The following is a 683-nucleotide window of genomic DNA, read 5'->3' as shown; positions in this document are numbered from 1 at the left end:
ATGGAAGGGCCATCGCTCAACGGATAAAAGGTACTCTGGGGATAACAGGCTGATACCGCCCAAGAGTTCACATCGACGGCGGTGTTTGGCACCTCGATGTCGGCTCATCTCATCCTGGGGCTGTAGTCGGTCCCAAGGGTATGGCTGTTCGCCATTTAAAGAGGTACGTGAGCTGGGTTTAAAACGTCGTGAGACAGTTTGGTCCCTATCTGCCGTGGGCGTAGGAAGTTTGAGGGGAGCTGCTCCTAGTACGAGAGGACCGGAGTGGACGCACCTCTGGTGTACCGGTTGTCACGCCAGTGGCACCGCCGGGTAGCTAAGTGCGGAAGAGATAAGCGCTGAAAGCATCTAAGCGCGAAACTCGCCCCAAGATGAGACTTCCCCATCAGGGCCGTGGAAGACCACCACGTTGATAGGCGGCATGTGTAAGCGCTGCAAGGCGTTGAGCTGAGCCGTACTAATTGCCCGACCGGCTTGATCCTATGGCCGTAACGCCACACACCCCCACCACAAGCACCGCCACTCCACACACACACGTCACAAGCTCTTTGAGTCTGACGACCATAGCGCCTTGGCCCCACGCCTTCCCATCCCGAACAGGACCGTGAAACAAGGCAGCGCCGATGATACTGAGGACCACCCTCGGGAAAGTAGGTCATCGTCAGACTCATCCCAACACACAC

The 683-nt window shown here is 57.2% G+C and carries 2 rRNA genes; both read left to right on the top strand.

Going from position 1 to position 683, the window contains the following annotated elements:
- Nucleotides 1-482, top strand: a 23S ribosomal RNA gene (locus ACYQ6T_RS10725); the annotation flags it as partial.
- Nucleotides 483-553: 71 nt separating this feature from the next.
- Nucleotides 554-667, top strand: a 5S ribosomal RNA gene (gene rrf, locus ACYQ6T_RS10720).
- Nucleotides 668-683 lie beyond the last annotated feature (16 nt).

Source organism: Hydrogenophilus islandicus (assembly GCF_054657095.1).
Note: the sequence above shows the minus strand (reverse complement) of the source record. Positions and strands in the feature narration are given on the sequence as shown.